At 60.2% G+C, this 26,785-nt stretch carries 27 protein-coding genes; 17 read left to right on the top strand and 10 right to left on the bottom strand.

The window, feature by feature from the left end:
- Positions 1 to 258 precede the first annotated feature (258 nt).
- From hrpB to RGCCGE502_RS24545, 3 genes are all read left to right on the top strand, one after another.
- Positions 259 to 2,712 (top strand): ATP-dependent helicase HrpB, encoded by a 2,454-nt coding sequence (hrpB, locus tag RGCCGE502_RS24555; RefSeq protein WP_016556905.1) that lies wholly within the window; start codon positions 259 to 261, stop codon positions 2,710 to 2,712.
- A gap of 28 nt (positions 2,713 to 2,740) precedes the next feature.
- Positions 2,741 to 4,051: an ActS/PrrB/RegB family redox-sensitive histidine kinase gene (locus RGCCGE502_RS24550; protein ID WP_016556904.1), complete on the top strand. Its 1,311-nt coding sequence runs from the start codon at positions 2,741 to 2,743 to the stop codon at positions 4,049 to 4,051.
- Between the two features lie 69 nt (positions 4,052 to 4,120).
- Positions 4,121 to 4,696, top strand: coding sequence for an ActR/PrrA/RegA family redox response regulator transcription factor (locus tag RGCCGE502_RS24545; protein ID WP_016556903.1), 576 nt, complete (start codon positions 4,121 to 4,123; stop codon positions 4,694 to 4,696).
- 2 nt (positions 4,697 to 4,698) lie between these two features.
- On the opposite strand, the gene RGCCGE502_RS24540 is transcribed toward RGCCGE502_RS24545, so the two are convergent.
- Complete coding sequence (locus RGCCGE502_RS24540; protein ID WP_016556902.1) at positions 4,699 to 5,193, bottom strand: MmcB family DNA repair protein; 495 nt, start codon at positions 5,191 to 5,193, stop codon at positions 4,699 to 4,701.
- 181 nt (positions 5,194 to 5,374) lie between these two features.
- Here RGCCGE502_RS24540 and RGCCGE502_RS24535 point away from each other — a divergent pair, with 181 nt between their 5' ends.
- The gene (locus tag RGCCGE502_RS24535) at positions 5,375 to 6,061 is read left to right on the top strand and encodes a L,D-transpeptidase (protein WP_016556901.1); all 687 of its coding nucleotides are present in this window, start codon (positions 5,375 to 5,377) and stop codon (positions 6,059 to 6,061) included.
- Positions 6,062 to 6,130: 69 nt separating this feature from the next.
- Here the strand turns inward: RGCCGE502_RS24535 and RGCCGE502_RS24530 are convergent, their stop codons facing one another.
- The 6 genes from RGCCGE502_RS24530 to hslV form a co-directional block, all read right to left on the bottom strand.
- Positions 6,131 to 8,302: a malate synthase G gene (locus RGCCGE502_RS24530; protein WP_016556900.1), complete on the bottom strand. Its 2,172-nt coding sequence runs from the start codon at positions 8,300 to 8,302 to the stop codon at positions 6,131 to 6,133.
- A 90-nt stretch (positions 8,303 to 8,392) separates the two neighbouring features.
- Positions 8,393 to 9,805, bottom strand: coding sequence for a cytochrome P450 (locus RGCCGE502_RS24525; RefSeq protein WP_016556899.1), 1,413 nt, complete (start codon positions 9,803 to 9,805; stop codon positions 8,393 to 8,395).
- A gap of 51 nt (positions 9,806 to 9,856) precedes the next feature.
- Positions 9,857 to 10,804: a DUF1402 family protein gene (locus RGCCGE502_RS24520; protein ID WP_016556898.1), complete on the bottom strand. Its 948-nt coding sequence runs from the start codon at positions 10,802 to 10,804 to the stop codon at positions 9,857 to 9,859.
- Between the two features lie 188 nt (positions 10,805 to 10,992).
- Positions 10,993 to 12,300: an ATP-dependent protease ATPase subunit HslU gene (gene hslU, locus RGCCGE502_RS24515; protein WP_016556897.1), complete on the bottom strand. Its 1,308-nt coding sequence runs from the start codon at positions 12,298 to 12,300 to the stop codon at positions 10,993 to 10,995.
- Positions 12,297 to 12,818 carry a GNAT family N-acetyltransferase gene (locus tag RGCCGE502_RS24510; protein WP_016556896.1) on the bottom strand — a complete coding sequence of 174 codons (522 nt, stop codon included), beginning with the start codon at positions 12,816 to 12,818 and terminating at the stop codon, positions 12,297 to 12,299. Before RGCCGE502_RS24510 ends, hslU begins: the two co-directional genes overlap by 4 nt.
- Positions 12,805 to 13,332 (bottom strand): ATP-dependent protease subunit HslV, encoded by a 528-nt coding sequence (gene hslV / locus RGCCGE502_RS24505; protein ID WP_016556895.1) that lies wholly within the window; start codon positions 13,330 to 13,332, stop codon positions 12,805 to 12,807. Before hslV ends, RGCCGE502_RS24510 begins: the two co-directional genes overlap by 14 nt.
- Positions 13,333 to 13,511: 179 nt before the next feature.
- Between hslV and hisB the strand changes: the two genes are divergently transcribed.
- The 7 genes from hisB to coaA are packed head-to-tail and all read left to right on the top strand — an operon-like array spanning position 13,512 to position 18,166.
- Positions 13,512 to 14,120: an imidazoleglycerol-phosphate dehydratase HisB gene (gene hisB, locus RGCCGE502_RS24500; protein ID WP_016556894.1), complete on the top strand. Its 609-nt coding sequence runs from the start codon at positions 13,512 to 13,514 to the stop codon at positions 14,118 to 14,120.
- Positions 14,121 to 14,143: 23 nt separating this feature from the next.
- A complete protein-coding gene (locus RGCCGE502_RS24495) occupies positions 14,144 to 14,629 on the top strand; it encodes a DUF2628 domain-containing protein (protein ID WP_016556893.1) in 486 nt (161 codons plus the stop codon).
- Positions 14,630 to 15,280 (top strand): imidazole glycerol phosphate synthase subunit HisH, encoded by a 651-nt coding sequence (gene hisH / locus RGCCGE502_RS24490; protein WP_016556892.1) that lies wholly within the window; start codon positions 14,630 to 14,632, stop codon positions 15,278 to 15,280.
- Positions 15,281 to 15,306: 26 nt separating this feature from the next.
- On the top strand, positions 15,307 to 16,056 hold the full coding sequence (gene hisA, locus RGCCGE502_RS24485; RefSeq protein ID WP_016556891.1) for a 1-(5-phosphoribosyl)-5-[(5-phosphoribosylamino)methylideneamino]imidazole-4-carboxamide isomerase: 750 nt from the start codon (positions 15,307 to 15,309) through the stop codon (positions 16,054 to 16,056).
- The gene (gene hisF / locus RGCCGE502_RS24480) at positions 16,053 to 16,835 is read left to right on the top strand and encodes an imidazole glycerol phosphate synthase subunit HisF (protein ID WP_016556890.1); all 783 of its coding nucleotides are present in this window, start codon (positions 16,053 to 16,055) and stop codon (positions 16,833 to 16,835) included. Before hisA ends, hisF begins: the two co-directional genes overlap by 4 nt.
- A 15-nt stretch (positions 16,836 to 16,850) precedes the next feature.
- A complete protein-coding gene (locus RGCCGE502_RS24475) occupies positions 16,851 to 17,174 on the top strand; it encodes a phosphoribosyl-ATP diphosphatase (protein WP_016556889.1) in 324 nt (107 codons plus the stop codon).
- Positions 17,171 to 18,166, top strand: coding sequence for a type I pantothenate kinase (coaA, locus tag RGCCGE502_RS24470; protein WP_016556888.1), 996 nt, complete (start codon positions 17,171 to 17,173; stop codon positions 18,164 to 18,166). Before RGCCGE502_RS24475 ends, coaA begins: the two co-directional genes overlap by 4 nt.
- Here coaA and RGCCGE502_RS24465 read toward each other — a convergent pair.
- The 3 genes from RGCCGE502_RS24465 to RGCCGE502_RS24455 form a co-directional block, all read right to left on the bottom strand.
- The gene (locus tag RGCCGE502_RS24465; protein WP_016556887.1) at positions 18,163 to 18,774 is read right to left on the bottom strand and encodes an alpha-ketoglutarate-dependent dioxygenase AlkB family protein; all 612 of its coding nucleotides are present in this window, start codon (positions 18,772 to 18,774) and stop codon (positions 18,163 to 18,165) included. The two genes, coaA and RGCCGE502_RS24465, sit on opposite strands and share 4 nt — an antisense overlap.
- A gap of 1 nt (position 18,775) precedes the next feature.
- Positions 18,776 to 19,210, bottom strand: a complete 435-nt coding sequence (arfB, locus tag RGCCGE502_RS24460) for an alternative ribosome rescue aminoacyl-tRNA hydrolase ArfB (protein ID WP_016556886.1) — start codon at positions 19,208 to 19,210, stop codon at positions 18,776 to 18,778.
- A gap of 96 nt (positions 19,211 to 19,306) precedes the next feature.
- Positions 19,307 to 20,917 carry a phosphoenolpyruvate carboxykinase gene (locus RGCCGE502_RS24455; RefSeq protein WP_016556885.1) on the bottom strand — a complete coding sequence of 537 codons (1,611 nt, stop codon included), beginning with the start codon at positions 20,915 to 20,917 and terminating at the stop codon, positions 19,307 to 19,309.
- Positions 20,918 to 21,258: 341 nt separating this feature from the next.
- Here RGCCGE502_RS24455 and RGCCGE502_RS24450 point away from each other — a divergent pair, with 341 nt between their 5' ends.
- From RGCCGE502_RS24450 to ahcY, 6 genes are all read left to right on the top strand, one after another.
- Positions 21,259 to 21,990 carry a response regulator transcription factor gene (locus RGCCGE502_RS24450; RefSeq protein WP_016556884.1) on the top strand — a complete coding sequence of 244 codons (732 nt, stop codon included), beginning with the start codon at positions 21,259 to 21,261 and terminating at the stop codon, positions 21,988 to 21,990.
- Positions 21,991 to 22,068: 78 nt separating this feature from the next.
- On the top strand, positions 22,069 to 23,859 hold the full coding sequence (locus tag RGCCGE502_RS24445) for a sensor histidine kinase (protein WP_016556883.1): 1,791 nt from the start codon (positions 22,069 to 22,071) through the stop codon (positions 23,857 to 23,859).
- The gene (locus tag RGCCGE502_RS24440; protein WP_016556882.1) at positions 23,859 to 24,308 is read left to right on the top strand and encodes an HPr kinase/phosphorylase; all 450 of its coding nucleotides are present in this window, start codon (positions 23,859 to 23,861) and stop codon (positions 24,306 to 24,308) included. The genes RGCCGE502_RS24445 and RGCCGE502_RS24440 overlap by 1 nt, the downstream gene beginning before the upstream one ends.
- 154 nt (positions 24,309 to 24,462) lie before the next feature.
- On the top strand, positions 24,463 to 24,864 hold the full coding sequence (locus RGCCGE502_RS24435) for a PTS sugar transporter subunit IIA (protein WP_007528763.1): 402 nt from the start codon (positions 24,463 to 24,465) through the stop codon (positions 24,862 to 24,864).
- Between the two features lie 16 nt (positions 24,865 to 24,880).
- Positions 24,881 to 25,156: an HPr family phosphocarrier protein gene (locus RGCCGE502_RS24430; protein ID WP_016556881.1), complete on the top strand. Its 276-nt coding sequence runs from the start codon at positions 24,881 to 24,883 to the stop codon at positions 25,154 to 25,156.
- Positions 25,157 to 25,325: 169 nt separating this feature from the next.
- On the top strand, positions 25,326 to 26,726 hold the full coding sequence (ahcY, locus tag RGCCGE502_RS24425) for an adenosylhomocysteinase (RefSeq protein WP_016556880.1): 1,401 nt from the start codon (positions 25,326 to 25,328) through the stop codon (positions 26,724 to 26,726).
- Positions 26,727 to 26,785 lie beyond the last annotated feature (59 nt).

Here is a 26,785-nt window from a genome sequence, read left to right as displayed (position 1 = left end):
TTTTCTGGAGGTGCGGTTTTGGCCATTCTCACGGCACCGGAACGGCGACTCCCAGCTGTGCTTTTGGCGCGGTTTCCATTTTCAGCTGCAGAATCCATCTCTCTTACCTCTGTGGTGAGCCCTGAAGAGAGACGACTTGCGCAAAGGCGCGGTGTCAGTAGGTTCACAAGCGATGCAACCCGGGGAATAACCGCATGCCGATCCTGACGAAATGCGCCCCTCCCACGCTTATGAGATGAAGACGCGCACGTGACCCGCATGACTTTTCCGGACCTTCCGATCTCAGACGTTCTCCCGGATATCGGCGCGGCGCTCGCCGCACAGCGCCGCGCGGTGCTGTCTGCCCCTCCCGGCGCCGGCAAGACTACGCTTGTTCCCCTTTATCTGCTTGATCAGGATTGGCGTGGCGATGGCAAGATCGTGCTTCTCGAGCCGCGGCGTCTAGCTGCCAGGGCGGCGGCAGGCCGTATGGCATCGTTGCTCGGTGAGGCCGTAGGTGAGACCGTCGGCTATCGCATGCGCCTCGACACCAGAATATCGGGCAAGACCCGCATCGAGGTGGTCACGGAAGGCGTGTTCGCACGCATGATCCTCGACGATCCGGAACTGTCGGGCGTGTCGACGGTGATCTTCGATGAGTTCCACGAGCGTTCGCTCGACGCCGACTTCGGACTGGCGCTGGCGCTGGACGTACAATCCGCTTTGCGCGAAGACCTGCGCGTGCTGGTGATGTCAGCGACGCTCGACGTCGCGCGCATCATGACACTCCTGGACCAACCTCCGCTCGTCGAAAGCATGGGGCGCAGCTTTCCGATCGATATCCGCTATCAGGATCGACCTGCAGGCGAGCGCATCGAAGAAACGATGGCGCGCGCCGTCACCAACGCGCACGCCAGCGAAGGCGGATCGATCCTTGCCTTCCTGCCCGGCCAAGCAGAAATCGCGCGCACCGCCGAGCGGCTCGAAGGGCGCTTCGGGTCACAGACACTGATCGCTCCGCTCTACGGCAATCTCACACAGCGGGAACAGGACGCGGCGATCCGGCCGGCCGAGCCAGGAACGCGCAAGATCGTGCTCGCCACCTCGATCGCCGAGACATCAATCACCATCGACGGTGTGCGGATTGTTATCGACAGCGGTCTGCAGCGGCTACCGGTGTTCGAGGCGTCGACCAGCATCACACGGCTAGAGACGGTGCGCGTGTCGCGCGCCTCGGCGGACCAGCGCGCCGGGCGCGCCGGGCGAACCGAGCCGGGTATCGCCATCCGCCTGTGGCACCAGGGACAGACTGCCGCACTGCCGGCATTTACACCGCCACAAATACTCTCCAGCGATCTCTCCGGGCTTGTCCTCGACTTGGCGCATTGGGGCGTTCACGACACGCGTTCGCTCTCCTTCGTCGATCAGCCGCCGGAGACGACGCTTTCCGAAGCACGCACGCTGCTATTTCAGCTCGGTGCACTCGACAAGGAAGGTGCATTGACGCGGCGCGGAAAGATGATGCGCGATCTTGCCCTGCCACCGCGTCTGGCCGCCATGGTGATTTCGGCAGGCGAGACGGGGCATGCAAGAGATGCAGCGGAGCTTGCGGTGCTGCTGACCGAACAGGGGCTCGGAGGCCCCAGTATAGACCTCGAAGAGCGGATGCGGCGCTTTCGCTCGGAGCGTGGCGATCGCGTCGAAGGCGCGCGTCAGCTAGCGGCTCGATTGGCCAAGGGTCTCGATGTCGCCAAAGCAACGGAACCGAGCCAGACGGGACGGCTGTTGCTGCACGCCTTTCCGGACCGCATCGCACTGCAGCGCGGCGGCAGAGGCCGCTTCCTGATGGCGAACGGGCGCGGCGCCGAACTGCCGGAGACCGAACGGCTCGCCGGCAGCCCGATGCTCGTCATCGCAGATTTGACGGGTCGGGCCGCGCAAGGGCGCGTTCTGTCGGCAGCCGAGATCTCACGCGCCGACATCGAGGAGGACCTGCCCGACGCCATTTCGACCGGCGATCAGATCTTCTTCGACCGGCAGAGCCGGCAGGTGAGAGCCAGGCGAGCGACACGGCTCGGCGCCATTGTCTTCGACGAGACGCCGCTGCCGCGTCCGGCCGGTGAAGCCGTCAGCCGCGCGCTGGCGGAAGGCGTGCGCGAGCTGGGGCTGGAACTGCTGCCATTTTCCAAGGAAGCCATCCAGCTTCGCGAACGCATCGGCTTTCTTCATCGCAGCATCGGCGATCCTTGGCCTGATGTGAGCGACGCGGCACTGCTTGCGCGGCTGGACGAGTGGTTCATTCCCTACCAGATGGATGCCCGAGGGATTTCCGACATTTCCTCATCCGGTCTTTCGAACGGGTTGTTGGCGCTGATCCCGCACGACCTGCAGCGCGATCTTTCCCGCCTCGCCCCGACACATTTCGAAGCGCCGACCGGACAGCGGCATCCGATCCAATATGACGGCGAGGAGCCTGCTCTGACAATCCGTGTGCAGGAGCTGTTTGGTCTTAAGCAGCATCCGGCGATCGGCGGCGGGCGGCTACCGCTGCTTCTCGAGCTGACCTCGCCGGCGCATCGGCCGATCCAGACGACGCGTGATCTGCCCGGATTCTGGGCGGGATCTTGGAAAGATGTTCGGGCCGAGATGCGCGGCCGCTATCCCAAGCATCCCTGGCCCGAACGACCGGAAGAGGCCATGCCGACGACACGGGCGAAGCCGCGTGGTACATGAGCCCTAGCATGGCCCATGGGGATATCAGATGGTCGATAATGTCGTGAGTTCGCCGGAAGAAGACAGGCACAGCAGCAGGCGCCTGAGACTTCAAACGTTGGTGCGGCTGCGATGGCTCGCCGTGGGCGGCCAGGCCGTGACCGTGTTCATCGTTGCCTTCTGGCTCAAGTTTCCGCTTCCACTTGGTGCCTGCGCCGCGCTGATCGCAGCCCTGGCGGCGGTCAATTTCTACCTGATGATCCGCTATCCGCCGACACACCGGCTCTATCCCGGCGCGGCCTTCGTGCTGCTCGGCTTCGACCTTCTGCAGCTCTGCGCACTGCTCTTCATCACCGGCGGCCTGGCCAATCCCTTTGCTGCCCTCGTCTGCGTTCCCGTCATCATTTCCTTCGCATCGCAGCCGATCCGCTTCAGCACCGTGCTTATTCTGATCGCGATGGTCTGCATCACCATCCTCGCCTTTTCCCCCTTTCCCTTGCCGTGGTTCGATGGGGTCGAGATCAACGTCCATACCGTGATGCAGTTCGGTGTCTGGTGTTCGATCGCATCGACCATGGCTTTTGCCGCTTTCTATGCATACCGGGTCTCCATGGAGGCGAGCCAGCTGGCCGATGCGCTGGCGGCCACCGAGTTGGTGCTGCAGCGCGAGAAGCACCTTTCTCAACTCGACGGTCTTGCCGCCGCCGCAGCACACGAACTGGGAACGCCACTCGCCACCATCAGCGTCGTTGCCAAGGAAATGGAGCGCGAACTGAAGAATGACGACCGCTTTCGCGAGGATGTGCAACTGTTGCGCAGCCAGAGCGAGCGGTGCCGCGACATCCTGCGGCGGCTGGCAACGCTTTCCGCGGAAGGCGAAGCTCATCTCCGGCGGCTGCCTTTGTCGTCAATGATGGAAGAGATCGTGGCGCCTCACAGGGAATTCGGGATCAAACTCGAACTAGTCGAGAAGAGCCCGCGCAAGGGCGAGCCAGTGACCGACCGCAACGCCGGCATCATGTACGGGCTCGGCAATTTGATCGAAAACGCTGTCGATTACGCGCGCGACAAGGTGATCGTGACCGTCGAGCATGATGTGAGAAAAGTTCGCATCACGGTAGAGGACGACGGCGACGGTTATTCCCCCGATATCCTGACCCGGATTGGCGAGCCCTATGTGACCAAGAGGCAGCGGGAAGACCGGGCGGGTGGTTTGGGGCTCGGTCTCTTCATCGCCAAGACTCTCCTGGAACGATCGGGCGCGTCGCTGGTGTTCGAGAACCGTATGCCCGAGACGGCTGGAGCGCGGGTGCGTGTCGAATGGCCGCGCATGCTGATCGATGCAAATTCGACAAAATGACGCTATCGGCTTAATGAAATGCGGGACATTTGACTTTTATCAGGCAGGCAGCTGCCGGGATTGACGAACATGAACGAGCTTGACCACGACTCCTCCCTCGCAGATGCGGATCATATTGGTCCGGATGCCAGCCTTCTGATCGTCGATGACGATGGCCCGTTCCTGCGCCGACTGGCGCGCGCGATGGAGACACGTGGCTTCAAGGTTGAGACTGCGGAATCGGTCGCGGAGGGCGTTGCCAAATCAAAGAGCCATCCGCCCAAATACGCAGTGGTTGACCTGCGACTTGGCGACGGCAACGGGTTGGATGTGATCGAAGCCATCCGCCAGCGCCGGGATGACACCCGGATCATCGTCCTGACGGGGTACGGAAATATTGCGACCGCTGTTACGGCCGTGAAACTTGGCGCCGTCGACTACCTGGCGAAGCCCGCCGACGCCGACGACGTTTACGCCGCCCTCACCCAGCGCGCCGGCGAGAAGGCGGAACTGCCGGAGAACCCGATGTCGGCCGACCGTGTGCGCTGGGAGCATATCCAGCGGGTTTATGAGATGTGCGAGCGCAATGTTTCGGAGACTGCACGGCGGCTCAACATGCATCGCCGCACGCTGCAACGGATCCTTGCCAAGCGTGCGCCGAAGTAGCGTCAGATATCGTCGACCTCAAACGGCTTGCCGTTTGCCCATTCGGCCATCAGCAGGCGCTGGGCGGCTGCGCGAGTGAAATTAAGCGTCACGGATTTTCGCGTCGCTGGCGCAAGGCGATGCTCTGGTGCCTCGCGGATCATATGCGCCCCGTAGCCATCCGATAGAAACAAGCCGCAATCCTCCGGGAAGATATCGAGCGGAACATCCTTGTGGGTGGCGAAGAATAGTCGATCGCAATGGAGGCGATAGTCCGGCCATTTGTGGTCGACGCGGAAGTCCTCCACCGAGGTCTTGATCTCGATGATCCAGATCTCGCCCTTCTCCGAAATCGTGATCAAGTCCGCCCGTCGTCCGCTGGCAAGCGACAGCTCCGGCAATACGGCGTGACGCATCTCATGAAGTAAAATCTGAGTCCCGCGGCGGACCAGCATAGCTCTGTCCGACTGTCGTCCGTCTATTAACGGATTGTTATTGTAAACGCTCAAAATCGTCATGGATAACCGTCGGTCTGGCGCGCGCGTTGTTGCAAAAAAACCATGCGCTTCTAATTTGCCGCTGCGTATTGGTTTTGCCGCACTGCAACAGCTTGCAAAGGCAAAGTTAATCGAAAATAAACCATAATCAAAGATGGTTCAAAAGACCGTTCTCCCCTTGCCCATTTCCTAAGAGACATCCATGCGCATCCGCAATGCATTTCCTGTATTCGGCCTGATGGCGACGCTCGCTCTGGCCGGTTGCTCCTCGACTATCGAGAGCGCTTCCGTCGAAGACAAGGTCGCGCCGGGGCCGACCGTTCAGACCGCGCAGATCTTCGACGACGCCTATGGCGTGACGACGGATGCCGGATATTCGCTGCCGGCGATCCCGATCCAGAGGGTCAAGCCGCAGTTCCGCCGCCAGATCGTCTCCTACGAAACCACCGAGCGCCCGGGCACGATCATCGTCAACACCCGCGAACGCTTCCTCTATTACATCCTGCCCGGCGGCAAGGCGATGCGTTACGGCATCGGCGTCGGCAAGCAGGGCTTCGCATGGGCGGGTACGGCCTACGTCGCATGGAAGCAGGAATGGCCGACCTGGCATCCGCCGAAGGAAATGGCCGAGCGCAAGCCCGAGGTCGCCAAGTATGTCGAGGAGGGTATGGGCCCCGGCCTCAGCAACCCGCTCGGCGCGCGCGCCATGTATCTCTTCAACGAAAAGGGTCAGGATACCCTCTTCCGCCTGCACGGTACGCCGGAATGGGCTTCGATCGGCACCGCTGCCTCCTCTGGCTGCATTCGTCTGATGAACCAGGACGTCATCGATCTCTACAGCCGCGTACGCCCGGGCAAGACGACCTCGAAGGTCATCGTTATCCAGTAAGCTGAAAATGGGCATTAAAAAGGCCGCCGAAACATTGTTCCGGCGGCCTTTTCCATTGATTTGTCCTTGTCAGATCGTCTGCTTGGCCTTCAGTTCGAGGCGGCGACGATGGAGGACCGGCTCGGTATAACCGTTCGGCTGCACCCTACCCTTCAGGACAAGATCGAGTGCCGCCTGGAAGGCGATCGAACCGTCGAAATCGGCGGCCATCGCCGCGTAGGCTGGATCGGATGCATTCTGCTGGTCGACGATCGCGGCCATGCGCTTCATTGTCTCGACGATCTGCTCTTCGCTTGTCACCTTGTGATGCAGCCAGTTGGCCATGTGCTGGGCGGAGATGCGCAGCGTCGCACGGTCTTCCATCAGGCCGACATCGTTGATGTCCGGCACCTTGGAGCAGCCGACGCCCTGATTGACCCAACGGACAACGTAACCCAGAATGCCCTGGGCATTGTTGTCGAGTTCGCGCTGGATTTCCTCCGGCGTCCAATTCGGCCTGATAGCAACAGGCACCGAGAGGATGTCGGAAAGCTTGGCGCGGGCGCGATCCTTCAAGCCCTGCTGGACGCGGGCGACATTGACGCGGTGATAATGGGTGGCGTGCAGCGTCGCGGCGGTCGGCGACGGAACCCAGGCGGTATTGGCGCCGGCTTTCGGGTGCGCGATCTTCTGCTCGAGCATCGCCGCCATCAGATCTGGCATGGCCCACATACCCTTGCCGATCTGTGCGTGGCCGGAAAGGCCGCATTCGAGACCGATATCGACATTCCAGTTTTCGTAGGCGCCGATCCAGGCGGCCTGCTTCATGTCGCCCTTGCGAATCATCGGCCCGGCTTCCATCGACGTATGGATCTCATCGCCGGTGCGGTCGAGGAAGCCGGTGTTGATAAAGACGACGCGTTCGCGGGCGGCGCGGATGCATTCCTTGAGGTTGACCGTAGTGCGTCGTTCCTCGTCCATGATGCCCATCTTGATCGTGTTGCGCGCCATGCCCAGGGCATCTTCGACGCGCGAGAAGATCTCGGCGGCGAAGGCAACTTCCTCGGGACCGTGCATCTTCGGCTTGACCACATAAACCGAACCGGCGCGGGAATTCTTGCGGCGGCCGTTCGGGCCGACGTCGTAAAGGGCAATCATGCCCGTAATCATTGCGTCCATGATCCCTTCGGGCACTTCATTGCCGTCGCGATCAAGGATAGCCGGATTCGTCATCAGGTGGCCGACGTTGCGAACCAGCATGAGCGAGCGGCGATGCACTTCGAACGGCGCGCCTGACGGACCGCTGTACTGCAGATCAGGATTGAGTTTGCGAATGAAACTCGAGCCGCCCTTCGACACTTCCTCCTGAAGATCGCCCTTCATGAGGCCAAGCCAGTTGCGATAGACGACGACCTTGTCTTCGGCATCGACGGCTGCGACAGAGTCCTCGCAGTCCATAATCGTCGTGATTGCCGATTCCAGCCAGAGGTCGGAAATATGGGCCGGGTCGCTCTTGCCAATGGCGGTCGAGGCATCGATGACGATGTCGACATGGATGCCGTTGTTCTTCAACAGGATGTGAGACGGCGCCGCGGCATCGCCCTGATAGCCGGCAAAATGCGCTGGATCGGTCAGCAAAACATGCTCGCCGTCGGTCGAGGTGATCGCGAGAGCCCCGTTCTTGACAGCAAAGGTCGCAACATCCTTCCAGCTCCAGCCATCTAGCGGCGCGGCCGTGTCAAGGAAATCGCGAGCCCAGGCAATAACCCTTTCGCCGCGCTTTGGATTGTAACCCTTGCCCTTCCCGGCGCCGTCTGTCTCGGAAATCGCATCCGTGCCGTAGAGTGCATCGTAGAGCGAGCCCCAGCGGGCATTGGCGGCGTTGAGCGCGTAGCGCGCATTCATGACGGGAACGACGAGCTGAGGGCCGGCGATCGAGGCGATTTCCGGATCGACGTTGGTCGTCGTGACGTGGAAATCCGAGCCTTCCGGCAGGATATAGCCGATGTCGCGCAGAAACACCTGATAGGCTTCGATATCGGTCGGCGCACCATGCTGGCGGTACCAGTCATCGATGCGGAGCTGGAGTGTATCACGCTTTGCGAGCAGTTCGCGATTGCGCGGCGCCAGATCGTGAACGATCGCCGAGAAATCGGTAAAAAACTTTTCGGCATCGATCTTCAAGCCGGGCAGCGCTTCCTTGACCAAGAAATCATGAAGGACGGCCTCAACAGCAAGACCGTTTTTATCGATGCGGCTCATTCAATATCTCCTTAGACCCACACGGGGTTTTGCATGCTGCCACTTTGCCCGGCTTTCATTCATAGTCAATTATGCAATAGTTCTAAAGATTTATGTCCGTTCAGGAACATATCTCGGCGTGACGATCATCGGCAGACCGTTTTGCGGCTGTGTCGTTAGTTTCTGCACCGGCCACGGATTGGTCTGGTCTGTCACATCGAAGCGGAAACGGCGCATCAGCACGGCGAGAGCGATGACAGCCTCCTGCAGCGCAAAGGTCGCGCCGATACAGACACGCGGCCCGGCACCGAACGGCAGGAACTGGAAGCGCCCGATGCTGCCACGGTTCTCCGGCAGGAACCGCTCCGGGATGTAGGCGCGCGGCTTTTCCCAATAGAGTTCGTGGCGATGCAGCGTCCACGGCATGATGAGGACGGTGACACCCGCCTCGATCTCCACCGTTTCTCCTTTCGCGTCGGTCCAGCGATCGGCGGTGATGGCGGCACGATTGATGGACGGCGCCGGTGGATAAAGCCGAAGCGCCTCCTCGAAGGCGGCACGCGTATAGGGCATCAGATCGAGCCACTTCACCGGTTCGACATCCTGGGCCAGAACGCGATCGATTTCCTCCTCCATCGCCCCGCGGATGTGCGGCGTGTTGGCCACGCAATAAAGCGTCCAGGCAAGTGCGCGTGCCGTCGTCTCGTGGCCGGCGCCGATAAAGGTGAGGATATTGTCCTCTATTTCGTCGTTCGTCAGTCCGCCGGTCTCAGCCTGATCAAGGAGCAAGGTCAGAAAGTCGTCCGGTGCGGAGACTCGATCGGCCTGCATACGCGCGAGCCGGGCATCCATGGTCTGGCGCACGATGTTGCGGAATTTGTCGAGCACTTTCTGCCCGCCGATACGCGTGACGCGCGGAACCCAAGACGGGGCGCGCAGCAGGTCCATCGGATCAACGCGGCCCATGCGATGCAGCAGGGCGTTTACGTCGTCGGCAAAGCTGTCGGAGGAGGTGACGATCTCGCCCGAAAACAGCGTATCGGCAAGAATGGCGAAGGTCAGCTCCGTCATGTCGGCGGCAATCTCGAAGACCTTGCCGTCACTGCCGGCTGCTTCGTATTTCCTCGCATAATCTTCGGACTGGCGCAGCATTTGCCCGGCGAAACCGTTTGCGTGACGAGGGGTGAAAACCGGCGCCACCGCCTTTCGAGAGCGCTTCCAGACATCCCCCTCCGCCGTCAGCAGCCCGTCGCGCAGGATCGGACGCAAAATAAGCTGGCGAATATCCGACATGCGGTAGTTCGCGGCGTTATCGACGAGAACATGACGGATCAGGCCGGGATCGTTGACGATCAGGGTTCTTTCGCGAAAGAATCGTGTCTGAATCCACGGCAGCGTGTAGGAGGGCTCGCCCCAGAGCTCCAACGGGTTGCGCAGAATGGTTCGAATTATCTGAAGACGGCTCGGCGGCACCGTACGAGGTAACGGTGCGGGCGGTACGAAGGGATCCGGACGCATGTCCATCAGAATTCAGCCTTTTCGCAGGAGATCTAGGCTCTCCCGGCAAGGCGAAAGCTAGAGCAGACGCTCCAGCTCGTCCAGCTTGTCGTTGACTAGCCAGCCGTAATAGTTTTCTTCCGGCCAGACGGTTTCACCGGAAGCACGGTTCTTGGCAGCGAGAGCCGCCGCGCGCTGGCGCGAATTGCCAACATTGTAGAGCGTCGCGGTCAGTCCCGGGTTCTTCGAGATATCCATGTCGGCGATCTGCTTATAGTCGTCGATCGACCGCCGGATGGAGGCAGCAACAAAGGCGAGTGAGATATCCGGCTGCATGATCGCCTTGTAAACGGAACCGGCGTCCTTCTCGTTCAGCTTCTCGTAGCCCGAGACCTTGGAGACCAGATCGGTCAACATCAGGGCGGTCAGCGGGTTGATCTGCCCAAGACCGAAGGTCTGGCCGGCGTAGAAAGGCTGGAAGAAGACTGCGCTGAAGCGGTTGTTCGGGTAGCCCTTGCCATCGACGGTCTTGCCGCGGAAGTCGCTGTCCCAGATATCTTCGCGGCAGCTCCACAGCGTGTAGGAATCGCCCTTGCCGTTGCATTCGGCAAATTGCGGCCGCCTGACGAAGTCATCCACATCCTCGCCGTTGTAGGCGAAGCGGAAGCTCTCACCCGCGTAGGACGCAGCCTTCACGTAGTAGGACTGCAAGCGGTCATAGGCGTCGACATTATAGGTATGCTCGCCGACGATCGCGCCGATCACATGGATCGGATCGATGCCGTAAGCGGCCGACACCTTTTTGATCTTGGCCATCAACTCGTGATCGGACGCCAGGAGGTCATGGACTTTGTCATACTTGCGATCGAACGAGCTCTTCGTGCCCTTGGTGCGGCGAACCGAGGCACCCGGAATATCCGGCTGCTCGACGTGACGGTTGCCCGGCGGCACCACCTGCATGGCGAAGGCAGGCGCCGACGTCAGCACGGCAGCAGCAATCATAAGGCTTGTCAGAAGGCGTCGCACGATCAGCGTTCCCATCGATTCATGGCAATGTCGCGAAGCGCGCTGACTGGACCACAATCTTGGCCGAATAATGCTGGCGCCGACAACAAAACGGGCCTTTCACTAAAAAGTAAAAGGCCCGCTGTCGAGAGTTGAAGCTGTCAAAATCGTGGCATCACATCAGTAAGACGCGCCCCGATGCTTGTCCATCACAGGATGAAGCGTGACAGATCGGTGTTTTGCGCCAGATCGCCGACATGCTTGCGGACATAGTCGGCGTCGATCGTCACGCTTGAGCCGCCGCGATCCGGGGCATTAAAGGAGATTTCGTCCAGAACACGTTCCATCACCGTCTGCAGGCGGCGGGCGCCGATGTTTTCAACGGACGAATTCAAATGAACAGCAACGTCCGCCAGGGAATCGATGCCATCGTCAGTAAATTCGAGGCTGAGGCCTTCAGTTTCCATGAGAGCCTTGTACTGCCTGATGAGGCTCGCCTCGGTCTCCGTCAGGATACGGCGGAAATCTTCCTTGGTGAGCGGGCGCAGCTCGACGCGGATCGGCAGACGGCCCTGAAGTTCCGGCAGCAGATCGGACGGCTTGGAGACGTGAAAAGCACCGGAGGCGATGAAAAGGACGTGATCCGTTTTCACCGGGCCGTACTTCGTTGACACTGTCGTGCCTTCGACCAGCGGAAGCAGATCGCGCTGCACGCCTTCGCGCGAAACGCCGGCACCCATGCCGCCGTCGCGAGCGGCAATCTTGTCGATCTCGTCGAGGAAGACGATGCCGTCATTCTCGACGGCGCGGACCGCCTCACGCTGGATGACCTCATTGTCGATCAGCTTGTCGGACTCGTCGCGGATCAGATCGGTGTAGGACGCCTTGACGGTCGTCCGGACCTTCTTGGTGCGACCGCCCATGGCCTTGCCGAACATTTCAGAGAGATTGAGCACGCCGATATTGGCACCCTGCATGCCGGGAATGTCGAAGCCGCCCATCCCGGTGCCGGTGTCGGCGATCTCGATATCGATCTCCTTGTCGTCAAGCTCGCCGCTGCGCAGCTTCTTGCGGAAGCTGTCACGGGTCGCCGGCGAGGCCGTGGCACCAACGAGCGCATCGAGAACACGTTCTTCCGCGCTCATATGCGCCTTGGCTTGCACTTCGCTCCGCTTCTTCTCGCGGGCGAGCCCGATGCCAACCTCGACGAGGTCGCGGATGATCTGTTCGACATCGCGGCCGACATAGCCGACTTCGGTAAACTTCGTGGCTTCGACCTTGATGAACGGCGCGCCGGCGAGCTTGGCGAGACGGCGGGAAATTTCCGTCTTGCCGACGCCGGTCGGGCCGATCATCAGGATATTCTTCGGCATCACCTCGTCGCGCAGATCGGGATCGAGCTGGTGGCGGCGCCAACGATTGCGCAACGCGATTGCCACGGCACGCTTGGCCTCATGCTGGCCGATAATGAAGCGGTCGAGCTCGGAAACGATCTCGCGGGGGGAAAATGTGGTCATCTGTCCGTTACTCCGGGTGCGTCCAGCGCCATGAAATGGGCCGGACCGTAAATGGAAGTTCGTGTATCGACGTAGTGGAAGCCTGCTTTTTCGTAAGCCCTGATCGCCTGGCGGTTCTCGGGATCGGGATCGATCACGATGCGCCTGGCGCCATTGGCGAAGAGTTCGGACGCAAGCTGGCGGATGATCGCGGTACCGTGACCCTTGCCTACAAGCTCCGGAATGCCAATCGAGATATCAACGCCCAGCGTGCCTTTCGGCTGGTCCTGATAGGGATGGCCGTCTTCCAGATGAGGATCATAGCTTTGCAGGTAGCCGATCGGCTGCCCGTCCATTTCCACGATCATCGGTCTTGTCTCGACGCTTTCCATCGCCTCTTCGATCGCTGCAAGCTCTGTGTCGGGCGCGCCCCACCATTTCGCGACATGCGGCTCTGCCAGCCACTTGGCCACGAGGCCAAAATCCTCACGGCCGATGTCGCGGAAACGGTAGTTCGGGGCGTGCTCAGCTCTCGGCATCCAGGGTTTCCACCACCACGTTATGGTTCGTGTAGACGCAGATATCGGCGGCAATATCGAGGGCGCGGCGCGCAACCTCTTCGGCCGACTTGTCCGTGTCCATCAGGGCGCGGGCCGCGGCGAGCGCATAGTTGCCGCCCGAACCGATCGCCATGGCGCCGTGCTCGGGCTCGAGAACGTCGCCGTTGCCCGTGATCGCCAGTGTCACCGTTTTGTCGGCGACGAGCATCATCGCTTCGAGATTGCGGAGATACTTGTCCGTACGCCAGTCCTTGGCGAGTTCGACGGCGGCGCGCATCAGCTGACCGGGATATTGTTCGAGCTTCTTTTCGAGGCGTTCGAGAAGCGTGAAGGCATCCGCGGTGGCGCCTGCGAAACCGGCAATGACCTCGCCCTTGCCGATGCGCCGCACCTTGCGGGCGTTGCCCTTCATCACGGTCTGGCCGAGGCTCACCTGACCATCGCCGGCCATGATGACCTTGCCGCCCTTTCGAACTGTAACAATCGTTGTCATCTACTAAACCTTTGCCCGTCTGCCGGGCTCGTTGCGTCGGGCCGAACGCCGGCCCTGTCGAGCCCTATGTAAGTGCGTGAAAGCCGATTGCAAATGGCGTCGTTTTCTGCCGCCGCGGTTCTGGATATTTCCCGGCTTGCCTGATAAGGAACCCCCGTATTTCCCGATGGAGCAGCCATATGGCCGAGACCGCAGCAAGCCGCACGGGTACCGTGTCCCGCAAGACGAACGAGACTTCGGTTTCCGTTTCCGTCAATCTCGACGGCACCGGGAAGTCGAAGATTTCGACTGGCGTCGGCTTCTTCGACCATATGCTCGACCAGCTGTCACGACATTCGCTGATCGATATGGAGATCGAGACCAAAGGCGACCTGCACATTGACGATCACCATACGGTGGAAGACACCGGCATCGCGATCGGCCAGGCGATTGCCAAGGCGCTCGGCGACCGCCGCGGCATCACGCGCTACGCATCGATCGATCTCGCCATGGACGAGACGATGACAAAGGCGGCCGTCGACCTCTCCGGTCGTCCCTTCCTTGTCTGGAACGTCGCCTTTAGCGCGCCGAAGATCGGCACGTTCGACACCGAACTCGTTCGCGAATTCTTCCAGGCGCTTGCCCAGAACGCCGGCATCACCTTGCATATTTTCAACCACTATGGTGCCAACAACCACCATATTGCAGAGACATGCTTCAAGGCCGTTGCCCGCGCGCTGCGTACGGCGACAGAGATCGATCCGAGACAGGCGGGCCGTGTTCCCTCGACGAAGGGCACGCTCGTCTGAGCCCCCTGAGGGAGCTTGACGACATGACTTCCAGCTATCTGGTTCTGACTGCGCCTGGCGGAACGGACACCAACCACGAGAAGACGCGCTTCATTCGCGACGGTTTTACCGTGCTCGGGTTTCTCTTCCCCTGGATATGGCTCGCCTTCCACCGGCTGTGGCTCTACGCCATCGCGGCATTTCTCCTGCAAAGCCTCGGCGGCGCGTTGGCCGACCGGGCCGACCTCTGGCCAGTCGGCGTCGCAATTACTTTCGGCACCAGTCTGCTGGTAGCGCTCGAGGGTCAGAATTTGCGCGCCGGCAATCTGGTCGCGAAAGGTTGGGGCGAAGCCGATCTCGTTTCGGCCGATTCCCTTGGGACCGCGGAGGAAATCTACTTTTCGAATGTCCCGACCGATGCCGGCGAGAGCCGACCGGCGCCCTCGCCGCAATGGGATCCTGCAGCCCATGCGCCGCGACACGGCAACGCCACTTCGCTCGGTCTCTTTGGTTTTGATGGAGGACGCTGAATGCGCGTCGCAATTATAGACTACGGCTCCGGCAATCTGCGTTCGGCGACGAAGGCCTTCGAACGCGCTGCGCGGGAAGCCGGCATCGACGCCGTGATTGACCTGACCGACAAGGCAGAGGCTGTCGCGACAGCTGATCGCATCGTGTTGCCGGGCGTGGGCGCCTATGCCGACTGCCGCCGTGGGCTCTATGCGGTTTCCGGCATGTCGGAGGCATTGATCGATGTAGTCGAGAAAAAGGCCCGGCCGTTCCTCGGCATTTGTGTCGGCATGCAGCTGATGTCGTCGCGCGGTCTCGAGAAGACCGTCACCGATGGCTTCGGCTGGATTCCCGGCGATGTCGTTGAAATGACCCCTGATGATGCCAATCTGAAGATCCCGCAGATCGGCTGGAATACGCTCGATCTGAAATCCCCTCACCCGCTGTTCGACGGCATTCCGACCGGACCGAACGGGCTGCATGCCTATTTCGTGCATTCCTACCATCTGGCGACGAAAAACCCTGGCGACGTGATCGCGACGGCCGATTACGGCGGTCCGGTCACCGCTTTCGTCGGTCGCGACAACATGGCCGGAGCCCAGTTCCATCCTGAAAAGAGCCAGAAGCTCGGCCTCGCCCTGATTGCCAATTTCCTGCGCTGGAAGCCCTGAGCTCGCGCACTGCAAGGACTGACAGAATGATCCTATTTCCTGCAATCGACCTCAAGGATGGCCAGTGCGTCCGCCTCAAGCTCGGCGATATGGAACAGGCGACCGTCTACAATCCGGATCCCGGCGCGCAGGCGAAGGCCTTTGAAGATCAAGGCTTTGAATGGCTGCACGTCGTTGATCTCAACGGCGCCTTCGCAGGCGAAAGCGTCAATGGCGCCGCAGTCGATGCGATCCTGAAGGCAACGAAGAACCCGGTTCAGCTTGGCGGCGGCATTCGCACGCTCGACCATATCGAAAACTGGCTGTCGCGTGGCCTCGCCCGGGTTATTCTCGGGACCATCGCGGTGCGCGATCCAGCGCTCGTGATCGAAGCCTGCAAAACGTTTCCCGGCCGCGTTGCCGTTGGCATCGATGCCAAGGGCGGCAAGGTCGCAGTCGAAGGCTGGGCCGAAGCCTCCGAGCTCGGTGTCATCGAACTCGCGAAAACTTTCGAAGGCGCCGGCGTTGCCGCGATCATCTACACCGACATCGACCGCGACGGCATCCTTGCCGGCATCAACTGGGCTTCGACGCTCGAGCTTGCCGAAGCCGTGTCAATCCCGGTCATCGCGTCCGGCGGCCTTGCTTCGATCAACGACGTGAAACGGATGCTGCAACCCGACGCACGCAAGCTCGAGGGTGCGATTTCCGGTCGCGCGCTCTATGATGGACGCATCGACCCTGCAGAGGCGCTGGCGCTGATTTCGGCCGCACGCGCAAAGGAGACTGTACAATGACCCTCAAGGCTCGCGTCATTCCCTGCCTCGACGTCAAGGACGGCCGCGTCGTCAAGGGCGTCAATTTCGTCAACCTCGTCGATGCCGGAGATCCGGTCGAGGCTGCCAAGGCTTATGATGCTGCTGGTGCTGACGAACTCTGCTTTCTCGACATCACCGCATCCTCGGACAATCGTGAAACGATCTTCGATGTCGTCGCGCGTACTGCCGAGCAGTGCTTCATGCCCGTTACCGTCGGTGGTGGCGTTCGCACGATTGCTGACATCCGCAAGCTGCTGCTCTGTGGCGCGGACAAGGTCTCGATCAACTCGGCGGCCGTCAACAACCCCGATTTCGTTGCGGAAGCCGCCGACAAGTTCGGTGACCAATGCATCGTCGTCTCGATCGACGCCAAGAGGCGGACCACGCCCGCCCAGGGCGACGTCAGCGCCTGGGAGATCTACACGCACGGCGGCCGCAACGCGACCGGCATCGACGCCGTGGATTTTGCTCGGAGGATGGTCGAACGTGGGGCCGGCGAACTGCTTGTTACCTCGATGGATCGGGACGGGACCAAGGTCGGCTACGATCTCGACCTGACGCGCGCTATCGCGGATTCGGTTCGGGTGCCTGTGATCGCCTCGGGCGGCGTCGGCGATCTCGATGATCTCGTGGCGGGCGTCAAACAGGGACATGCCAACGCTGTGCTGGCCGCTTCGATCTTCCACTTCGGCACCTATTCCGTCGGGGAAGCGAAGCGCTATATGTCGTCTTGCGGCATCGACATGCGTCTGGATTGAGTGGGAAGCAGAATCATGAGCGAATTCACCCTCGCCGACCTCGAAAAGATCGTCGATGCCCGGTCGAAGGCCTCCCCGGATGAATCCTGGACGGCAAAACTCGTTGTTGCAGGCCAGCCGAAAGCCGCGAAAAAGCTCGGCGAAGAGGCGATCGAGGCCGTGATGGCCGCGATCACCGACGATCGCGAAAACCTCACCTATGAAGCCGCCGACCTGCTCTATCACCTATTGGTCGTATTGAAGGTCGCGGGCATTCCGTTGCAAAGTGTGATGGCGGAGCTTGAGCGCCGTACCGCTCAATCCGGCCTGAAAGAAAAAGCGAGCCGGCAAAGTTCATGAGTATCGCAAGACAGCTCATCGGAGCGCCCGAGACGCTCGATCATTTTCAGGCGAATGCCTATTCGCCCTACCACTTCTTTTCTTCCGAGGAATGGGCGCGCTTCCGTGCCGATACGCCGCTCACGCTGAAAGGCGACGAGGTCAAGCGGCTACGCTCCATGGGCGACCCGATCGACCTCGATGAAGTGCGGCGGATCTATCTGTCGCTTTCGCGCTTGCTTTCGGCACATGTGGAATCGTCGCAGCTGCTTTTCGAGCAGCGCAACCGCTTCCTCAGCCTCTCCGACGTGGCAAAGACGCCGTTCGTGATCGGAATCGCGGGTTCGGTTGCCGTCGGCAAATCCACCACGGCCCGTATCCTGAAGGAACTTTTGACGCGGTGGCCATCCAGCCCGAAGGTGGACCTTGTGACCACCGACGGCTTCCTGCATCCGAACGCCGTGCTGCAGCGTGAAAACCTGATGCAGCGCAAGGGCTTTCCCGAGAGCTACGATACCGGCGCGATCCTGCGTTTCCTGGCGGCGATCAAGGCGGGCCAGCCGAACGTCAAGGCGCCGTCCTATTCCCATCTGGTCTATGACGTGCTGCCGAACGAATACAAGATCGTCGACCGGCCCGATATTCTGATCTTCGAGGGCATCAACGTCCTGCAGTCGCGTGATCTGCCGGCCGGCGGCAAGATCGTGCCGATGGTTTCCGACTTCTTCGATTTCTCGATTTACATCGATGCGGATGAAAGCCGAATTCATGATTGGTATGTGGCGCGATTCATGCGACTGCGTGAAACAGCGTTTCGCGATCCCCATTCCTTCTTCCACCGCTATGCCTCGATCAGCGAGGAGGAAGCGCTGACGATCGCCGAAGGCCTTTGGGAAAACATCAACCTGAAGAACCTGCGGGAAAACATCCTGCCGACGCGCCCGCGGGCCGATCTGATCCTGCGCAAGGGCAATAATCACCTGATCGAACAGGTGGCTCTGAGAAAGCTCTAGGGCGTTACCCGGCGAAGCGTCAGGTTGATGCGACCACCGTTCTTCAGCAGCGTCGATGTCGACGGATAGATCTTGTCTACGCCGTGGAAGCAAAGGCGCCCTTCCGCTCCCAAGACAACGACATCGCCGCTTGAGAGCTTGAAGGAAAGCGTCCGGTCGTTGCGCCCGAGACCGCCGACGCGAAACAGGCACGTATTCCCAAGCGAGATCGACACGACAGGCGCCGCGAGATCCTGCTCGTCCTTGTCCTGATGCAAGCCCATGCGCGCCTCGTCGGAGTAGAAGTTGACGAGACAGGCCTCTGGCGGCTTGTCGTAGCGGGAGACATCGTTCCAGATTTCCAGCAGTTCCGCGGGCATATCCGGCCAAGGTTTACCGGTCACGGGATGGGTCGACTGGTAGCGATAGCCACGTTCCTTGTCGGTGACCCAGCCGAGCGGGCCACAATTCGTCATGCGAACCGACATCGGCTTGCCGGTGCCGGGCATGACCGGCACGAAGAGCGGTGCGTCCGCCACGATCGACCTGATGATCTCGACCAATGCCTGCTGCCGTGGGCGGTCCAGATATTCGGGGCAGTGACTGACGCCGTTCGGCAGCTTCAGCATATCAATCTCCGAGCGGTCGCCCGCGCATCTTCTTTACCTCCGACCGACCCGACTTCGCTTTCAGCCGGCGTTCGATCGATCCCTTTGTGGGCTTGGTTTTCTTGCGGGGCGGCGGCGGTGGCTTTGCTGCTTCGAGAATAAGCTCCTTCAGCCGCTCGCGTGCATCTTCGCGGTTGCGATCCTGGCTGCGAAAGCGGCTCGCCTCGATCATCAGCACGCCTTCCTTCGAAAGGCGCTTGCCGGCGAGCTTTACGGCATTCCCCTTCACGCGCTCGTTGAGCGAAGGCGAGTTTGGAATGTTGAAGAACAGCTGGACGGCTGTCGAAACCTTGTTGACGTTCTGCCCGCCAGGGCCGCCTGCCAGAACAAATTGCTCGGTCAACTCCCATCCGGCGATGGTGATTCGATCGTTGATGTAAAGGGGTTCGCTGGCCATGCGATTTCTATCTCACATCGGCCGGCCCTTGGGAACAGACAAAGAAACCCAGCGGAGACCGCCGGGTTTCACGTGAATCATCAATGTTTTGGCGCGTCACTCAGCGGCGGCGCGAAACCCCGGGGCCGCATCGCGCACCCCACCATCGACATGGCCTTCGAACTTCGCGAAGTTCTCGATGAACATTGTCACCAGCTTGCTGGCCTGTGCATCGTAGGCGACCGGATCCTGCCACGTGGAACGCGGATCGAGGATAGCCGTGTCGACACCCGGCACCGTAACAGGAACGGCGAAGCCGAAATTCGGATCGACGCGGAAATCCGACTTGCCGAGGTCACCCGAGAGTGCCGCGGCCAGCAGCGTGCGGGTCGCCTTGATCGGCATGCGCTTGCCGGTGCCGTAGGCGCCGCCGGTCCAGCCGGTGTTGACAAGCCAGCATTCGACGCCGTGACGGCCGATGAGATCCTTCAGGAGATTACCGTATTCCGAGGGATGGCGTGGCATGAACGGTGCGCCGAAGCAGGTCGAGAAGGTCGCTTCCGGCTCGGTTACGCCGCGCTCGGTGCCTGCCACCTTGGCCGTGTAACCGGACAGGAAGTGGTACATCGCCTGATCAGGCGTCAGCTTGGCGATCGGCGGCATGACGCCGAACGCATCGGCTGTCAGCATGATGATCGTCTTCGGATGACCGGCAAGACCGGTCTTGGAGGCGTTTGGAATGAAATCCAGCGGGTAGGCGCAACGCGTGTTTTCCGTCAGCGACCCATCGTTGAAGTCGGGTTCGCGCTGGTCGTTGAGGACGACGTTTTCAAGGACGGTGCCGAAGCGCTGCGTCGTCGCGTAGATTTCCGGTTCCGCTTCGGCCGACAGGCGGATGGTCTTGGCGTAGCAGCCGCCTTCGAAGTTGAAGATGCCGTCCTCGCCCCAGCCGTGTTCGTCGTCGCCGATCAGCGTGCGGGCCGGATCTGCGGAAAGCGTCGTCTTGCCGGTGCCCGAGAGACCGAAGAAGACCGCGGCATCGCCGTCAGGACCGACGTTGGCCGAGCAGTGCATCGGCATGACGCCCTTTGCCGGAAGGAGGTAGTTCAGCACGGTAAAGACCGACTTCTTCATCTCGCCAGCGTAGAACGTACCGGCGATCAGCACCTCGCCGTTCGTCAGGTCGCAAGCGATGACGGTTTCAGTGCGGCAACCGTAACGGGCCGGGTCGGCCTTGAACGTCGGTAGGTTGATGATCGTCAGCTTCGGAGCGAAGGTCGCAAGTGCCGAGGCCTCCGGACGGATCAGCAGGTTGCGAATGAAAAGCGAATGCCAGGCAAGCTCGGTAACGACACGCGTCGGCAAGGCATTGTTTTCGTCGGCACCGCCGATGAGATCCTGAACGAACAGGTCCTTGCCGGCAGCGTGCGCGAGCATGTCCTGCTTCAGCAACGCGAAGTGCTGCCGCGACATCGGCTTGTTGTTGTCCCACCAGATCTGGCTATCGGTGTTGCCATCACGAACGACAAACTTGTCCTTCGGGGAGCGGCCGGTGTGCTGGCCGGTCAAAGCACGCAGCGCACCATGGGCGGTGAGTTCAGCCTCTCCCCGGCGAATCGATTCTTCATAGAGGGAGGCGGCCGTAAAGTTATAGCGAACGCTATTTGCGCTCCCCAAACCGATCGTCGCCAGCTCTATCGCCGGGTTGTGGACTCCGAACAGCTCCATGGTCTTTCCCTTCCCTTGAGGCTCGTGCCGTTAAGAACTGAGGGTGACCGTACGGGCGGTTTTTTTAAAACGCAAGAGAAGAAAATGGATAAAATGCAGCAATATCAAACTATTAATCGATTTAAATTTTCCCGCCTTATTTTAAATCGTTTGAATCAGAAGTGGCCGCGCAGATTTTCGACACATCTCTTGGTTGCGATCAAAACTTTAGAACAATCCAACCCTTTATCTTTGCCACAATTTGTTCCACCTTTATCCCGATAAGCGCATCCGGTTCAGAGAGGCCGCCTGGGGACCTTCTAAAATCCTGGAGACGCGCATAGATGACGGAGACGAATACCATGCCGACAATCGCGCTCGTTGATGACGACCGCAACATCCTTACCTCGGTATCGATTGCACTCGAGGCAGAAGGATATAAGGTCGAGACGTATACGGACGGCGCCTCAGCCCTCGACGGTCTTCTTGCTCGCCCACCGCAGCTTGCCATCTTCGATATCAAGATGCCGCGCATGGACGGTATGGAGCTCCTGCGCCGCTTGCGGCAGAAATCCGACATACCGGTCATCTTCCTCACGTCCAAGGATGAGGAAATTGATGAGTTGTTCGGCCTGAAGATGGGCGCCGACGACTTTATTACCAAGCCGTTCTCGCAGCGTCTGCTGGTCGAGCGCGTCCGCGCCGTCTTGCGCCGGGCATCGAGCCGCGAGGCTGCCGCCGCCGCCGGTGGTGCTGCGCCAAAGCCCGGCACGGCACAACAGCTCGCTCGCTCGCTGGAGCGCGGCCAGCTGGTCATGGACCAGGAACGCCACACCTGCACCTGGAAGGGCGAGCCGGTGACGCTGACGGTGACCGAATTCCTTATCCTGCATTCTCTGGCCCAGCGTCCGGGCGTCGTCAAAAGTCGTGACGCATTGATGGATGCGGCCTATGACGAGCAGGTCTATGTCGACGATCGCACCATCGATAGCCACATCAAGCGGCTCCGCAAGAAATTCAAGATGGTCGATACCGACTTTGATATGATTGAAACGCTCTACGGAGTGGGCTACCGCTTCCGCGAAGCAGCCTGATGCCGAAGCGGCGCGGCATCTGAGAATTGTCGAGAGTGATGAACGCGAAAGCGGTCCGCTCTCCGAAAGGGCCTGTGGTTGGCACAGTTGGTGCAGGAAAGAGATCTGGATGAGGCGGAAGGCGTGAGCAGCCGCCGCGTCAGGGGACGACGTTGGTCGCACCCCTTCACGATCATCCGTCGCATCTTCGGCAACGCCGTCTTTTCGAGCCTGACGCGCCGCATCCTTTTCTTCAATCTGGCCGCGCTAGTCGTTCTCGTCGGCGGCATTCTCTACCTCAATCAGTTCCGCGAAGGGCTGATCGACGCTCGCGTCGAAAGCCTTCTGACGCAGGGCGAAATCATCGCCGGCGCGGTTTCCGCGTCCGCGTCCGTGGACACCAACTCGATTACCATCGACCCCGAGAAGCTGCTCGAACTGCAGGCCGGCCAGAGTATTACCCCGGTTCCGAACGACGAGGATCTCGAATTCCCGATCGATCCGGAGAAGGTCGCGCCTGTGCTGCGTCGGCTGATTTCTCCGACCAGAACCCGCGCACGCATTTTTGACGCTGACGCCAACCTGCTTCTCGACTCTCGCCATCTCTATTCACGCGGCCAGGTCTTACGTTTTGATTTGCCGCCTGTGGATGACGAGGAGCAGAGCTGGAGCCAGTGGTTCACGACGATCTTCAACAAGGTCCTGCAACCAGGAAACCTTCCCCTCTACAAGGAAGCCCCGGGTGGCGACGGCTCGATTTATCCCGAAGTCATGAACGCACTGACTGGTGTTCGCGGCGCTGTGGTTCGCACTACGGAAAAGGGCGAGTTGATCGTTTCGGTTGCCGTTCCGATCCAGCGGTTCCGTGCTGTTCTGGGCGTGCTGCTCCTATCTACCCAAGCCGGCGATATCGATAACATCGTTCACGCCGAGCGCCTCGGCATCATGCGCGTCTTTGGCGTCGCGACACTCGTCAACGTTCTCTTGTCTCTCGTTTTGTCGTCAACAATCGCCAACCCGCTGCGGCGCCTGTCGGCTGCCGCCATCCGCGTGCGCCGCGGCGCGAAGGAACGCGAAGAAATTCCCGACTTTTCCGCCCGCCAGGACGAGATCGGCAACCTCTCCATTGCGCTGCGCGAAATGACGACCGCGCTCTACGACCGCATCGACGCGATCGAAAGCTTTGCGGCCGACGTCAGCCACGAACTGAAGAATCCGCTGACGTCGCTCCGCAGCGCCGTCGAAACGCTGCCTCTGGCAAAAACAGACGAGTCCAAGAAGCGGCTTCTTGATGTCATCCAGCACGACGTTCGTCGGCTCGACCGTCTGATCAGCGACATTTCCGACGCCTCTCGTCTCGATGCTGAATTGGCGCGCGATGACGCCGGCTCGGTCGATCTAGAGATTCTGCTTCGCGATTTCATCGACGTATCGCGGCAAATTCGCAGCCGCAGAAAAGAAGTACAAATCGAATTCGCGATCGAGCGCAAGCCGGGCGTGAAGACACGTTTCGTCGTAAACGGCCATGACCTGCGCATCGGACAGATCGTTACCAACCTCATCGAAAACGCCCGCTCCTTTGTTCCGGAACACGACGGCAGGATCACCGTGCGACTGGTCCGAACGCGGTCTCGCTGCATTGTATACGTGGAAGACAACGGTCCGGGCATCCAGGCAGAAGACATCGATCGCATCTTTGAGCGCTTCTATACCGACCGACCGGAATCCGAAGGCTTTGGACAGAATTCGGGCCTCGGCCTGTCGATCAGCCGTCAGATCGCCGAAGCACATGGTGGGTCGCTGCGCGCGGAAAACATCATCGATCCCGAAACCGAAAAACTGCTCGGAGCGCGCTTCATCCTCGCCCTTCCCGCCGACACTACCTTGTGATGGACAAGCCATCAAATATCCACGCAACGGCCATCGTCGTCGGCAAGACCGGCCTTCTCTTCATGGGGCCGTCGGGCTGGGGGAAATCGATGCTGGCGTTCACCTGCATCAATGAAGCACAACGCCTCGGCATTTCCTCAGCGCTCGTCGCCGACGATCAAGCACTGCTTTCGGAAGTGGATGGATCGGTGATTGCAGCGTGCCCTGCCTCGATTGCCGGTTTGCTGGAATTGCGCGGCACCGGCCTCGTTCGCCTGCCGCACATTGCCAGCGCCGCGATGCACTACGCTATCCTTCCTGCGAGCCCTACTGGCGAGAAACGGTTGCCGCCAGAAGGCGAGCGAACAACTATTGCTGGCAGCATAGAACTGCCGGTCATTCGGTTGCTGGCTAATACTCCACTACCGCTGGCGATATTGATGGCAAAAGCACCGGACATCGGACAGTAATGCCCGCAGAATCGGCAAAACCGGCCCATAAAGTCGTATTTTTGTCTTGCACTTCGGGTTTTCATCGCCAAGATGTGCCCCCACGGTGGACGCGATTGCTGCATTGCGATATTGGGGCCACCGTTTGGAATATGCCATTAGGAGCAGTAATATCATGATCGGACTTGTGCTTGTCACTCATGGCAAGCTGGCTGAAGAGTTTCGTCATGCGGTCGAACACGTTGTCGGTCCTCAGAAATTCATCGAAACGGTCTGTATCGGTCCCGAAGACGACATGGATCAGAGGCGACAAGATATTCTGGAAGCAGTATCCCGTGCCGATGACGGCCATGGAGTTGTCATCCTGACAGACATGTTCGGTGGTACCCCCTCCAACCTGGCAATCTCAGTCATGAGCAGCGGCCACACGGAAGTCATTGCTGGCATGAACCTACCGATGCTCATCAAGCTCGCGGGTGTACGCGGCGAGAACAACATGGAGAAGGCGCTCGTCGAAGCCTCCGAGGCCGGCCGGAAATACATCAACGTCGCGAGCCGCGTTCTCAGTGGCAAATAGTGAGCACATCGCGCCCATGACGGCACTCTCCCGTGAAATTCTGATCATCAACAAGCGCGGATTGCACGCACGCGCTTCGGCAAAATTCGTACAGCTGGTCGAGAATTTCGATGCCGCCATCACTGTATCGAAAGACGGAATGACGGTCGGCGGGACATCGATCATGGGATTGATGATGTTGGCGGCAAGCCCGGGCTCCAGCGTCTTGATCTCGGCCAGCGGCAACCAGGCTGCACAAGCGCTCGATGCGCTCGACGAGCTGATCCAGAACCGGTTCGGCGAGGAAATGTGAGCTTCTCCCGGCTCATATAAACATATAAAGACTTCTTTATATCATTATTGCCTTCGTCATAGAAGCCTGCTAAACGGCCTTTCATCGCCGCGCAGACTGCGTGGACGCATGTGGTGCCCTTTGTGCGCCTTTGAATTTTTGAGCCGCTTTTCAGCCTGGAGAAAACCCAATGAGCACTGAAAAAGATTATATCGTCGCCGATATCGGCCTCGCAGACTTCGGTCGCAAGGAAATCACGATCGCTGAAACCGAAATGCCGGGCCTGATGGCCTGCCGCGCTGAGTTCGGCGAGGCGAAGCCCCTGAAGGGCGCGCGCATCACTGGCTCGCTGCACATGACGATCCAGACTGCCGTTCTTATCGAGACGCTCGTTGCACTCGGTGCTGAAGTCCGCTGGGCATCGTGCAACATCTTCTCGACGCAGGACCATGCTGCCGCCGCGATCGCCGCTTCCGGCGTTCCGGTTTTCGCCATCAAGGGCGAGTCGCTGCATGATTACTGGGTCTATACCGACAAGATCTTCCAGTGGACCGATGGTGGTTTCTCCAACATGATCCTCGACGATGGCGGCGATGCCACCATGTACATCCTGCTCGGCGCTCGCGCCGAAGCTGGCGAAGACGTACTGTCGAACCCGCATTCAGAAGAGGAAGAAATCCTCTTCGCGCAGATCAAGAAGCGCCTTGCCGCAACGCCTGGCTGGTTCACCAAGCAGCGCGACGCGATCAAGGGCGTGACCGAAGAAACCACCACGGGTGTCAACCGCCTGTACCAGCTGAGCCAGAAGGGCCTGCTGCCGTTCCCGGCAATCAACGTCAACGACTCCGTCACCAAGTCGAAGTTCGACAACAAGTACGGCTGCAAGGAATCGCTGGTCGACGGTATCCGCCGCGGCACCGACGTGATGATGGCCGGCAAGGTTGCCGTCGTCTGCGGTTACGGCGACGTCGGCAAGGGTTCGGCTGCTTCGCTTCAGGGCGCCGGCGCCCGCGTCAAGGTCACGGAAGTCGATCCGATCTGCGCGCTGCAGGCAGCCATGGATGGCTTCGAAGTCGTCACGCTCGAAGACGTTGTATCTTCCGCCGACATCTTCATCACCACGACCGGCAACAAGGACGTCATCCGCATCGACCACATGCGCGCGATGAAGGACATGGCGATCGTTGGCAACATCGGCCACTTCGACAACGAAATCGAAGTCACTGCGCTGCGTAACCTGAAGTGGACCAACATCAAGCCGCAGGTCGACCTGATCGAATTCCCGAAGGGCAACCGCATCATCCTGCTCTCGGAAGGCCGCCTGCTGAACCTCGGCAACGCGACCGGCCACCCGTCCTTCGTGATGTCGGCTTCGTTCACAAACCAGACGCTGGCGCAGATCGAGCTCTTTACCAAGCCCGGCCAGTACCAGAACCAGGTCTACATCCTGCCGAAGCACCTCGACGAGAAGGTCGCACGCCTTCACCTCGATAAGCTCGGGGTAAAGCTGACGCAGCTTTCTGAGGAGCAGGCTTCCTATATCGGCGTAAAGCCGCAAGGCCCGTTCAAGGCTGACCACTACAGATATTGATCGCAGGATTGATATCCACAACATCTAGAGGGCGCCACATTGACAAATGCGGCGCCCTT

The sequence above is a fragment of the Rhizobium grahamii CCGE 502 genome, assembly GCF_000298315.2.
In the GTDB taxonomy this organism is placed as follows: domain Bacteria; phylum Pseudomonadota; class Alphaproteobacteria; order Rhizobiales; family Rhizobiaceae; genus Rhizobium; species Rhizobium grahamii.
The sequence above is the reverse complement of the archived record's forward strand: the minus strand, read 5'-3'. Positions and strand labels throughout refer to the sequence as shown.

Coding starts and splice junctions, on each gene's coding strand:
- hrpB (WP_016556905.1), top strand. CDS start 259: ATGACTTTTCCGGACCTTCCGATCTCAGACGTTCTCCCGGATATCGGC.
- RGCCGE502_RS24550 (WP_016556904.1), top strand. CDS start 2,741: ATGGTCGATAATGTCGTGAGTTCGCCGGAAGAAGACAGGCACAGCAGC.
- RGCCGE502_RS24545 (WP_016556903.1), top strand. CDS start 4,121: ATGAACGAGCTTGACCACGACTCCTCCCTCGCAGATGCGGATCATATT.
- RGCCGE502_RS24540 (WP_016556902.1), bottom strand. CDS start 5,193: ATGACGATTTTGAGCGTTTACAATAACAATCCGTTAATAGACGGACGA.
- RGCCGE502_RS24535 (WP_016556901.1), top strand. CDS start 5,375: ATGCGCATCCGCAATGCATTTCCTGTATTCGGCCTGATGGCGACGCTC.
- RGCCGE502_RS24530 (WP_016556900.1), bottom strand. CDS start 8,302: ATGAGCCGCATCGATAAAAACGGTCTTGCTGTTGAGGCCGTCCTTCAT.
- RGCCGE502_RS24525 (WP_016556899.1), bottom strand. CDS start 9,805: ATGGACATGCGTCCGGATCCCTTCGTACCGCCCGCACCGTTACCTCGT.
- hslU (WP_016556897.1), bottom strand. CDS start 12,300: ATGACCACATTTTCCCCCCGCGAGATCGTTTCCGAGCTCGACCGCTTC.
- RGCCGE502_RS24510 (WP_016556896.1), bottom strand. CDS start 12,818: ATGCCGAGAGCTGAGCACGCCCCGAACTACCGTTTCCGCGACATCGGC.
- hslV (WP_016556895.1), bottom strand. CDS start 13,332: ATGACAACGATTGTTACAGTTCGAAAGGGCGGCAAGGTCATCATGGCC.
- hisB (WP_016556894.1), top strand. CDS start 13,512: ATGGCCGAGACCGCAGCAAGCCGCACGGGTACCGTGTCCCGCAAGACG.
- RGCCGE502_RS24495 (WP_016556893.1), top strand. CDS start 14,144: ATGACTTCCAGCTATCTGGTTCTGACTGCGCCTGGCGGAACGGACACC.
- hisH (WP_016556892.1), top strand. CDS start 14,630: ATGCGCGTCGCAATTATAGACTACGGCTCCGGCAATCTGCGTTCGGCG.
- hisA (WP_016556891.1), top strand. CDS start 15,307: ATGATCCTATTTCCTGCAATCGACCTCAAGGATGGCCAGTGCGTCCGC.
- hisF (WP_016556890.1), top strand. CDS start 16,053: ATGACCCTCAAGGCTCGCGTCATTCCCTGCCTCGACGTCAAGGACGGC.
- RGCCGE502_RS24475 (WP_016556889.1), top strand. CDS start 16,851: ATGAGCGAATTCACCCTCGCCGACCTCGAAAAGATCGTCGATGCCCGG.
- coaA (WP_016556888.1), top strand. CDS start 17,171: ATGAGTATCGCAAGACAGCTCATCGGAGCGCCCGAGACGCTCGATCAT.
- RGCCGE502_RS24465 (WP_016556887.1), bottom strand. CDS start 18,774: ATGCTGAAGCTGCCGAACGGCGTCAGTCACTGCCCCGAATATCTGGAC.
- arfB (WP_016556886.1), bottom strand. CDS start 19,210: ATGGCCAGCGAACCCCTTTACATCAACGATCGAATCACCATCGCCGGA.
- RGCCGE502_RS24455 (WP_016556885.1), bottom strand. CDS start 20,917: ATGGAGCTGTTCGGAGTCCACAACCCGGCGATAGAGCTGGCGACGATC.
- RGCCGE502_RS24450 (WP_016556884.1), top strand. CDS start 21,259: ATGCCGACAATCGCGCTCGTTGATGACGACCGCAACATCCTTACCTCG.
- RGCCGE502_RS24440 (WP_016556882.1), top strand. CDS start 23,859: ATGGACAAGCCATCAAATATCCACGCAACGGCCATCGTCGTCGGCAAG.
- RGCCGE502_RS24435 (WP_007528763.1), top strand. CDS start 24,463: ATGATCGGACTTGTGCTTGTCACTCATGGCAAGCTGGCTGAAGAGTTT.
- RGCCGE502_RS24430 (WP_016556881.1), top strand. CDS start 24,881: ATGACGGCACTCTCCCGTGAAATTCTGATCATCAACAAGCGCGGATTG.
- ahcY (WP_016556880.1), top strand. CDS start 25,326: ATGAGCACTGAAAAAGATTATATCGTCGCCGATATCGGCCTCGCAGAC.